Origin of the sequence: Romboutsia sp. (assembly GCF_051659545.1) — a bacterium.
In the GTDB taxonomy this organism is placed as follows: domain Bacteria; phylum Bacillota; class Clostridia; order Peptostreptococcales; family Peptostreptococcaceae; genus JBOFOR01.
This window is the reverse complement of record NZ_JBOFOR010000007.1, coordinates 1-10,998: the sequence shown is the minus strand read 5'-3', so window position 1 is coordinate 10,998 and position 10,998 is coordinate 1. Positions and strand designations below refer to the sequence as shown.

Below are 10,998 nucleotides of genomic sequence, written 5' to 3'. Positions count from 1 at the left end.
ATTGTATTTTTCTATTTAATAATTGGATATGGAATTATATTTTGTGTTAACTCTATATTTTTAAATAAAATACTTGAAAAATATATAAGATAATATATTACAAATAAGTACTCAAAAAGATATAATTATAAAAAATATGATTATATCTTTTATTAATTTTAATGATTGTTGTAATTAATTAAATTGAATAATATTATCTATATAATTCAGGGAGTATATTCAAAATAATAAAAAATTTAATATATAAAAAATATTCAAAATTGTTGACATTTTATGGAAAAATTAATACAATAAATTAAAGATACACAATGGGGTGTATATAGATTGAAGCAATGAAGCTCTTTAGAATTAGTGCTACTATTTTATAGCGTAGACTATTTTTTAGAGTTTTTATTTATTTTTAAAGGTGGTTATTACTTTGAGAGTGGTTATTACAGGCAATGAAGCTAGCATAAGAGAAGAAATAAGGCGAACTATAGAGGGTGTTGGTTATAAAGTAGTAGCTGAAGCTTATGATGGATTTGATGCCATAAAGGTTTGTAGGCAACATAACCCAGATATTGTTTTAATGGAAATTGAAATGCCTTTATTAGATGGAATTAGTGCAGCTCAAATTATAAGTAAAGAGGATATAGCAGGAGCGATAGTTTTCCTAGTACAAAAAGTAAATAAAGATATAATAAACAAAATAAAAATAGTTGGAGCTAGAGGTTGTGTATTTAAACCGATAGAGAAAGAACATTTAATTTCTACTATAGAAATTGCCATATATACAGGCAATGAATTTAGAAAAATTAAAAAAGAAAAAGAAGCAATAGAGCAAAAATTTGAAGACCGAAAAGCAATCGATAAGGCAAAAGGAATACTTATGGTGAATGAAAATCTTACTGAAGATGAAGCTTACTCAAAAATTAGGAAATATAGTATGGAAAAAAGAGTAACAATGAGAGAAATATCGGAATTTATTATCGTAAGTTATAAATTTAAAATTTAATATACATACAAATACAAGGATGTATTTTGTTTATGAGCAATGGGGCTTAAAAATAGTATTAATAATAATATTAATATATTTTTAAGCCCCATTTTTGATGGTAAAGAATTTAATAATAAAAAAATATATTATTAGGAGGAAAAATATGAAAGAGTTATTGTATGTAGTAAAACCAAATAATTTAAATGAATCAGAAATAGCAAAAATATTATTAGAAAATAAAAATATAAAATTTGTATCTCTTATGGGTGTTGATATAGGAGGAAATGCAACTGATGAAAAAATACCTGTAGAAATATTCTTAGATGACCCAAAGAATTTTTTAAAAAATGGAATACAAACTGATGGTTCAAGTGTTGAACTTAATGAAATAGCAACTTTAAATGATGCAAAGGTAGATTTATTACCTGATAGTAACGTTAATTGGTATATAGATTATAACTATGATTATATAGATGAAAGTACAGGTTTACCTGTAGGTACATTAAAAATGCCAGCATTCTTATTCCATAATGGAGAAAAAGTTTGTTCAAGAGGTATATTAGAAAAGGCTGTAAATAACTTTAGAAAATCAATAACTGAGCTATTTAAAGAATATCCTCATATGATAAATAATATAGGAATAAATAGTGTTGAAGATATAGAAAATATAATGTTAACCGCAGCAACAGAATTAGAACTATGGGTAAAGACTCCTGAAGATAAAGCTGATTATGAAAAACTGTACGTATCGCAAAGTTTAAAAGAACAATATTGGAAGAGAACTCATGGAGTTATAAGAACTGCATTAGAAAAAACATTAAGAGTACTGCAAATGATGGGTGTTGAACCAGAGATGGGTCATAAAGAAGTCGGTGGAATAAATAGTTCAGTAAGTATAGATGGAAATATTAAACATGCTATGGAACAATTAGAAATTGACTGGAAATTCTCTAATCCAATTCAAGCTGCAGATAACGAATTAATTATAAGAGAGGTTGTAGAAGATATATTTGCACTACATGGACTTAAGGTAAACTTTAAGGCAAAACCACTTTATGGAGTAGCTGGAAATGGTGAGCATACTCATGTTGGTGTAAGTGTTAAATTAGCAGATGGAAGTATACAAAACTTATTTTCACCTAAAGTAATGGATAAAGATTATATGAGTGAAATAGGATATGGAGCATTAATGGGAGTGCTTAGAAACTATGAAGTTTTAAATCCAATAGTAACGTCTTCAAATGATGCATTTAATAGATTGGTGCCAGGATTTGAAGCACCTGTTTGTATAGTAACATCACTAGGTCATAGTTATAATACGCCATCAAGAAATAGATCTATATTAATAGGACTTATAAGGGATATGAATAACCCTCTTGCAACTAGATTTGAATTAAGAGCACCAAATCCACTTTCAAATACTTATCTAGTATTAGCTGGATTATATCAGGTAATGTTACATGGAATAACTGCAGTAGCCAAAAGTAAGCTGACAATTAAAGAATTAGAAAAAGAATTATCAAAAGATGTTGGAGAGGATGGATTATACTTAGATAAAAATAGAGCATATAGAGATGAAAATGATGTATTTGAACATTATACAGAAGAAGAAAGAAATAAAAGATACTCTACTCCACCAGCAACAGTATATGAAAATATAAAAAACTTAGAGTTATATTCTCATAAGCTGGAATCATTAAGCCAAGGTGATGTATTTATGGAAAAGATAATAAATTCTTTCAAGGTAGGTATACTAGAAAGATGGTGTAAAGAATTAACTTATAGAATAATAGAAAACAATACAGAAATTATAAGAGAATGTAAAAAAAATCATACTCCAGACAATATGGATGCATTAGATGAATTACATTGGAATAACATAGAATCACTTAAAAAGTATTTAATGAAAAATACTATGACTAAAAAAGCACTATTTGCACAAATAAAAGAAGCTTTAGAAAATGAAGATTATGAAACTGCATCTAATTTACAATTAGAAATGAATGCTAAAATGAAAGAAATACAAGATAGATATATACACTATAAGAAAAACTTGTATTAATAATACATTATTATAAAGAAGTCTTTTTTAAAGACTTCTTTATATTGTAACAATATAAAAAATATTAAAAATAGACAGTTGTAATATTAAATAGAATATAATTTCTTATATGCCGTAAAATTCAAATAGGGGTATATTAATCAAATTTTTACAGGAGGTTCAATACATTGACTAAGTATATATTTGTAACAGGTGGAGTTGTATCATCTTTAGGGAAAGGAATAACAGCTGCATCTTTAGGAAGGTTATTAAAATCAAGAGGATTAAATGTAACTATTCAAAAATTTGATCCATACATAAATATTGATCCAGGAACAATGTCGCCTTATCAACACGGAGAAGTATTTGTAACAGAAGATGGAGCAGAAACAGATTTAGATTTAGGACACTATGAAAGATTTGTAGACATAAACTTATCGAAAAATTCAAGTATAACTACAGGCAAAATATATTGGTCTGTAATAAATAAGGAAAGAAGAGGAAATTACCTAGGTCAAACTATTCAGGTTATACCTCATATAACAAATGCAATAAAAGATAGAGTGTATAGAGTAGGAAAAGGATATAAATTTGATGTAGTTATAACTGAAATAGGGGGAACCGTAGGAGATATAGAATCGCTACCATTCTTAGAAGCGATAAGACAAGTAAAGCATGACGTAGGAGAAGACAATGTGGCTTATATACATGTTACTTTAGTTCCGTATCTAAATAAATCAGGAGAATTAAAAACTAAACCAACACAACATTCAGTAAAAGAACTTAGAAGTATAGGTATACAACCAGACATTATAGTATGCAGAACAGAAAAATGCTTATCAGAAGATATTAAGTCAAAAATAGCATTATTCTGTGATGTTAAATCGAGTAGTGTAATACAAAATTTAGATGCAGATACACTATATGAAGTACCGTTAATGTTAAAAAATGAAGGTTTAGATGAATTAGTAATTAATAAATTAAAACTAAATACAAAAGAATCAAATTTATCAGAGTGGGAAGCTGTTGTTGAAAAAGAAAAACAGTTAAATAAAAATGCAAACATAGCTTTAGTAGGTAAATACGTAGAACTTCAAGATGCGTATATATCAGTAGCAGAGGCATTAAAGCATGCAGGAATATATAATGGAGCTAAGATAAATATAAAATGGATAAATTCAGAAGATATTAGTGAAGAAAATAAAGATGAATTATTAGAAAACATGCAAGGAATATTGGTTCCTGGTGGATTTGGAGATAGAGGAATAGAAGGAAAAATACTGGCTATAAAATATGCTAGAGAAAATAAAATACCATTTTTAGGAATTTGTCTAGGTATGCAACTAGCTGTAGTAGAATTTGCAAGAAATGTATTAGGATTCGAAGATGCACATTCTACTGAGTTGAATGATAAAACTACTCATCCAGTTATACATATAATGGAAGAACAAGAAGAGATAGAAGATAAAGGTGCAACTATGAGATTAGGTGTGTATCCATGTAAATTACTTGAAGAAACTAAAGCCTATGAAGCTTACAAAGAAAAATTAATATATGAAAGACATAGACATAGATATGAATTTAATAATGAATATAAAAAGCAACTAATTGAAGCTGGATTAACAATAGCAGGAGTTTCTCCAGATGAAAAACTAGTTGAAGTGATAGAAATTAAAAATCATCCATGGTTTGTAGCAGTTCAATTTCATCCCGAATTTAAGTCTAGACCAACAAAGCCACACCCATTATTTAGAGATTTCATAAAATCATCTATAGAAATATAAATAGTAATTATAAAAATACCCTTTAGAGTACAAATTTTAATTAATTAATTATAACCATAGAGGGTATTTTGCGTAACTAGCAGTTCTTTTGATACATTAAATATTTACTTGATACGTTGCTTATGTGAAATTAAATGATTATTTATTATTTTACAAAAAAAATAATAAATAATCATTTATATGTTAATAATAAATAGGAATGAAATATTAGTAACAATACATATAAAAGGAGAGTAACTATGGCAAAGGTAATAAAAACAATTGATGGTAATACCGCTGCAGCACATGTAGCATATGCATTTACAGATGTAGCAACAATCTTTCCAATTACACCATCTTCAAATATGGCAGAGTCTGTAGATGAATGGGCAGCACAAGGATTAAAAAATATTTTCAATCAAAAAGTAAGTGTTGTAGAGATGCAATCAGAAGGTGGAGCAGCAGGAGCTTTCCATGGTTCTTTACAAGGAGGAGCTCTTACAACTACATTTACAGCATCACAAGGTTTACTACTTATGATTCCAAATATGTATAAAGTAGCAGGAGAATTACTTCCAGGTGTATTTCAGGTAAGTGCACGTGCTCTTGCTGCACAAGCTTTATCAATATTTGGAGACCATCAAGATGTTATGGCAGCAAGAGGAACAGGATGTGTAATGTTAGCATCAGGTTCAGTACAAGAAGTTGCTGATATAGCACCAGTAGCACATTTAGCAGCAATAAGAGGAAGATTACCATTTATTCATTTCTTTGATGGATTTAGAACATCACATGAAATACAAAAAATAGAAGTTTTAGAATATGAAGATTATGCAAAATTAATAGATTATAAAGCTCTAAAAGAATTTAGAGAAAGAGCATTATCACCGGAACATCCAGTTACTCGTGGTACAGCTCAAAATCCAGATATCTACTTCCAAACAAGAGAAGCTTGTAATAAATACTATGAGGCTATTGTTCCTATAGTAGAAGATTATTTAAATAAAATGGGAGAGTTAACAGGAAGAAAATATGGATTATTTAATTACTATGGAGATAAAGATGCTAAAAACATAATAATAGCAATAGGATCAGTAACAGAAACAATAGAAGAAACAATAGATGAATTAAACTCTAAAGGAGAAAAGCTAGGACTAGTTAAGGTTCATTTATATAGACCGTTTTCAATCAAACATCTCTTAGATGTAGTACCTAAGAGTGTAGAAAAAATATGTGTAATAGACAGAACTAAAGAACCAGGAGCAATAGGAGAGCCATTGTACTTAGATGTCCGTTCTGCATACTACAATGAAAAAAATGCTCCTATGATAATAGGTGGAAGATATGGACTAGGATCAAAAGATGTAACACCAGCAAGTATAAAAGCTATATTTGATAATCTAGCAAGTGATAATCCAAAAGACTTGTTTACAGTGGGCATAGATGATGATGTAACTAACACATCTATATATGTAGACGAAAACTATAAACTAGATTCTAAAGGAACAATTAACTGTAAATTCTGGGGATTAGGTTCTGATGGTACTGTTGGAGCGAACAAGCAAGCAATAAAAATCATAGGTGACAATACCAAAAAATATGCACAAGCTTATTTTGCATACGATTCTAAAAAATCTGGTGGTATAACAATGTCTCACTTAAGATTTGGTGATACACCTATAAGATCAACATATCTAATAGATAATGCAGACTATATCGCTTGTCATAATCAATCATATGTAAATCAATATGATTTATTAAAAGGCCTTAAAAAAGGAGCAACATTTGTATTAAATACAATTTGGGATGAATCAGAATTAGAAACTCATTTACCAGCTAAAATGAAAAATTATATAGCTAAAAATGATATTAATTTCTATACAGTAAATGCTACGAAAATAGCTCAGGAAATAGGGCTTGGAAATAGAATAAATATGATAATGCAATCAGCTTTCTTTAAATTAGCCAATATTATACCAGAAGAAGAAGCAACTGACTATCTAAAAACATCTATCCATAAAGCTTATGGTAAAAAAGGTGAAAAAATAGTTAATATGAACTATGAAGCAGTAGAACAAGGCAAAAATGCATCAGTAAAAATTGATATTCCAGCATCTTGGGCAACTGTAGTTGATAATAACACTATAGATGAAAAAGAACCTGAATTTATAAAAAATATATTAAGACCGATTAATGCGCAAGATGGAGATAGTTTACCTGTTAGTGCATTTAATGGAATAGAAGATGGTACATTCCCAGCAGGAACATCAGCTTATGAAAAACGTGGTATAGCTATAAATGTACCTGAATGGATAGCGCAAAATTGTATTCAATGTAATCAATGTTCTTACATTTGTCCTCATGCAACAATAAGACCATTCTTATTAAATGAAGATGAATTACAAAAAGTACCTAATGGATTTGAAACTAAGAAAGCTATAGGTAAAGCATTTGAAGGACTTCAATATAGAATGCAAGTAGACACTATGGACTGTACAGGATGCGGAAACTGTGCAGATGTATGCCCAGCTAAGCAAAAAGCTTTAGTAATGAAACCTTTAGAAACTCAAACAGATCAAGAAATACCAAATTGGGAATTTGCAATGGCTAATGTGTCTGATAAAGGTCATCTAGTAGCAGGGAACACTGTTAAAGATTCACAATTTAAAACACCGCTTCTAGAGTTCTCTGGTGCATGTGCTGGATGTGGCGAGCCTGCATACATGAAGCTAGCTACTCAATTATTTGGAGATAGAATGATGATAGCAAATGCTACTGGTTGTTCTTCAATATGGGGTGGCTCAGCACCAACAACACCATACACTACAAATCATGAAGGTAAAGGTCCATCTTGGGCAAACTCTTTATTTGAAGATAATGCAGAATTTGGATATGGTATGTATTTAGCCGTTAAACAAATGAGAGCTAAGCTAGTAGATACAATGAATGAGTTATTATCTATAGAAGATGTATCTTGTTGTAAAGATGCTTTTAAGAATTGGTTAGATAATATGAATTGTGGAGAAGGTTCAAAAGAAGCTAGTAAAAAAGTACTAGAAGTTATAGAAAGTTGTAATTGTAGTGGAAGAGCTAAGGAATTAGTAGATGAAATTAAAGATAGAAAAGACTATCTAGTTAAGAAATCACAATGGATACTAGGTGGAGACGGATGGGCATATGATATAGGATATGGTGGTCTTGACCATGTACTTGCATCTGGAGAGGATATAAATGTATTAGTATTTGATACTGAAATATACTCTAACACAGGAGGGCAAGCTTCTAAATCTACTCCAGTAGCAGCGATGGCTAAATTTGCAGCAGCAGGAAAGAGATCTAGAAAGAAAGATTTAGGTATGATGGCAATGAGCTATTCTAATGTATATGTAGCTCAAGTAGCTATGGGTGCAGATAAAAATCAACTAATAAAAGCTATAATAGAAGCTGAGAACTATGATGGACCATCATTAATAATAGCTTATGCACCATGTATATCTCATGGATTAAAAGAAGGAATGGGAAGAACATCAGCTAACCAAGCTCAAGCTGTTGCATGTGGTTACTGGCATTTATATAGATATAATCCTATTCTTAAAGAAGAAGGAAAGAATCCATTTAGTTTAGATTCTAAAGAACCAACTGAAAGCTTTAGAGATTTCATAATGGCTCAAGTTAGATATTCAGCAATAGCTAAGCAATATCCAGACGTAGCAGATGGATTATTTAGCTTAGCAGAGCAAAATTCTAAAGATAGATATGAAAGTTATAAGAGATTAGCAAATCAAGGTTAATATATATTTAAAGAGTGCATACTAGAAAATAGTATGCACTCTTTTGCGTTTTACATTTTTCATTTTTTGATATAATATTTATATATTACAAAAGATAAATTATAAGAATTTAGTTGTATGATAAAAATATAAGTATAGGTTAATTCAGAAAAGAGGATACGTATGTCAAAATCCACTAAGAAAACAGCTGTAATTTTAATGATTATAATATTGGTATCAAAAGTAACTGGATTCTTTAGAGATATTGTATTAGCACAAGCATTTGGTGCGGGTAACATAACAGATGCATACCTTACAGCTTTAAATATACCAGTAGTTTTATTTGATGGAATAAGTGCTGCACTTGGAACTACATTTATACCTATGTATTTTAAGATAAAAGAAAAAAATGGTAGAGAAGAAGTTGATAAATTTACAAGTAATGTACTTAATATAGTAGTATTAATAAGTATGCTGCTTATTATAGTAGGAATTATTTTTACACCATATATTGTAAAAATATTTGCAGTAGGATTTAAAGGAGAAGTATTTAATTTAGCTGTAACATACTCACGAATATTAATATTTGCAATGATATTTATAGCAACTAATGGCCTTATATCATCTTATTTAATAGCAAGTGGAAATGTATACATATCGGGGTTAGTGACAATACCATTTAATATAATAGCAATAGTAGCAATAATTATAGGCTCTTTGACAAATTCTTATATTATGGTATTTGGTACTTTAATTGCTTATGTTGGACAATTAATATTTCAATTACCCATTTTACTAAAAAGTGGTTATAAACATAGAATAAAAATAAACTTTAAAGACGAAAATATAAAATCTATATTATACTTAGTATTACCTGTATTTTTTGGATCTTACATAAATCAAATTAATGCAGTAGTTAATGGAAGTCTTGCATCTACATTAGAACAAGGAAGTAGAACTGCTTTAAATTATGCTAATAAGCTAAATATGTTTGCAGTAGGAGTTATAGCAGTAACACTATCAACTATAATGTATCCTATTCTTTCTAAGTTAGCTAGCGAAAATAAGATTGACTTATTTAAACGTAATTTGTCAAAATCAATAAATATAATGATATTGGTTATGATTCCGATAACCGTAATGATGATGGTATTTTCAAATCCAATAATAAAAGTTTTATTTGAGAATGGATCTTTTGATTCTAGAGCAACATATCTAACATCAACAGCACTATTTTATTATTCAGTAGGTACAGTAGCATATGGATTGAAAGATATTCTAGCCAAAGGATTTTATTCTTTGCAAGATACAAAAACTCCAGTAAGGAATGCAACAATATCGGTAGTAATAAATGTAATTCTATCTATAGTTTTAGTTAAATCCATGGGAATCGGAGGATTAGCTTTAGCTAGTTCTATATCTGCAATTGTTACAACTGTACTTTTATTTATATCTTTAAGAAAAAAAATAGGAAAATTAGGATTCAAAAATATATTGATAACTTTTATAAAAGTGTTTATTTCAGCAGTTATAATGTGGATAGTTATGGATAATTTATATAATTATATACTTACATTTGGCTCTCATATAATGGGAAGCAATAGAAAATTTATTGCGATAAATTGTATAATATGTGGTGGAATAGGAATAATTGTATATGTATCATCGGTATTAATGTTAAATATAAGGGAAGCAAAAGAAATAAGCAATATGGCTTTGAATAAAATAAAAAATATTAAGAAAATTTAGGTGTAATATTTAAATATATACTAAACAATGATATAATTTATGAGTAAGATAGTACATATGAAGAGGTGATTTATATTACAAGAGATATAATTTATCTAAGTATAACGTTTATAGCTGTTTTACCACTACTAGTGAATTTACTAGAAAGACAGTATATTTTAGCGATGATATATCTAATATTTTTCATATATGTTCTTAATCCTTTAATAATTAGAATAATAAAAAAAGAAAAACCTAATACATATTGTAATAAAAAATAAAGTCTACTAAAAGACTTTATTTTTTATTACAATATGTATACAATTGTACTACAATATTATGATTTATAAATCTATACATATAAATATTGAATATGACACAAAATTACTAAAAAAATAATTAATACTAAAATAAAAGGATAAATTACTATAGTATAGAAATATTATAATGTAATAAATTTATAAAATAATTATTAATGGGGGTTAAACATGAAGGAAGAGGTAGCAAAAGTCCTTGAAAGAGTAAGACCTATATTACAAAGAGATGGTGGAGACGTAGAGTTAGTAGATGTAAGTGAAGATGGTGTAGTATCAGTAAGATTACAAGGTGCATGTAAAGGATGCCCAGGTGCAGCAATGACTTTAAAAGCAGTAATTGAAAACTTACTAGTAAAAGAAGTAGAAGGAGTAAAGCAAGTAGTAGGAGTATAAAAAAAGCGCT

The 10,998-nt window shown here is 28.8% G+C and carries 6 protein-coding genes; all 6 read left to right on the top strand.

The window, feature by feature from the left end; all coding sequences use genetic code 11:
• Positions 1-424 precede the first annotated feature (424 nt).
• The 6 genes from ACRC03_RS00385 (at position 425) to ACRC03_RS00360 (ending at position 10,988) form a co-directional block, all read left to right on the top strand.
• Entirely contained in the window at positions 425-994 is a 570-nt protein-coding gene (locus ACRC03_RS00385; RefSeq protein WP_438650559.1) for an ANTAR domain-containing response regulator, read from the top strand.
• Positions 995-1,139: 145 nt separating this feature from the next.
• Positions 1,140-3,038 (top strand): glutamine synthetase, encoded by a 1,899-nt coding sequence (locus ACRC03_RS00380; RefSeq protein ID WP_438650558.1) that lies wholly within the window; start codon positions 1,140-1,142, stop codon positions 3,036-3,038.
• Positions 3,039-3,205: 167 nt separating this feature from the next.
• Positions 3,206-4,801 (top strand): CTP synthase, encoded by a 1,596-nt coding sequence (locus ACRC03_RS00375; protein WP_438650557.1) that lies wholly within the window; start codon positions 3,206-3,208, stop codon positions 4,799-4,801.
• A 239-nt stretch (positions 4,802-5,040) separates the two neighbouring features.
• Positions 5,041-8,571: a pyruvate:ferredoxin (flavodoxin) oxidoreductase gene (nifJ, locus tag ACRC03_RS00370; RefSeq protein ID WP_438650556.1), complete on the top strand. Its 3,531-nt coding sequence runs from the start codon at positions 5,041-5,043 to the stop codon at positions 8,569-8,571.
• Between the two features lie 162 nt (positions 8,572-8,733).
• Entirely contained in the window at positions 8,734-10,299 is a 1,566-nt protein-coding gene (gene murJ, locus ACRC03_RS00365; protein WP_438650555.1) for a murein biosynthesis integral membrane protein MurJ, read from the top strand.
• A 467-nt stretch (positions 10,300-10,766) separates the two neighbouring features.
• Positions 10,767-10,988 carry a NifU family protein gene (locus tag ACRC03_RS00360; RefSeq protein WP_438650554.1) on the top strand — a complete coding sequence of 74 codons (222 nt, stop codon included), beginning with the start codon at positions 10,767-10,769 and terminating at the stop codon, positions 10,986-10,988.
• Positions 10,989-10,998: the final 10 nt, after the last annotated feature.

What these genes read in the sequence shown, in the direction of transcription:
- ACRC03_RS00380 (WP_438650558.1), top strand. Translation starts at nt 1,140, where the DNA reads ATGAAAGAGTTATTGTATGTAGTAAAACCAAATAATTTAAATGAATCA.
- nifJ (WP_438650556.1), top strand. Translation starts at nt 5,041, where the DNA reads ATGGCAAAGGTAATAAAAACAATTGATGGTAATACCGCTGCAGCACAT.
- murJ (WP_438650555.1), top strand. Translation starts at nt 8,734, where the DNA reads ATGTCAAAATCCACTAAGAAAACAGCTGTAATTTTAATGATTATAATA.
- ACRC03_RS00360 (WP_438650554.1), top strand. Translation starts at nt 10,767, where the DNA reads ATGAAGGAAGAGGTAGCAAAAGTCCTTGAAAGAGTAAGACCTATATTA.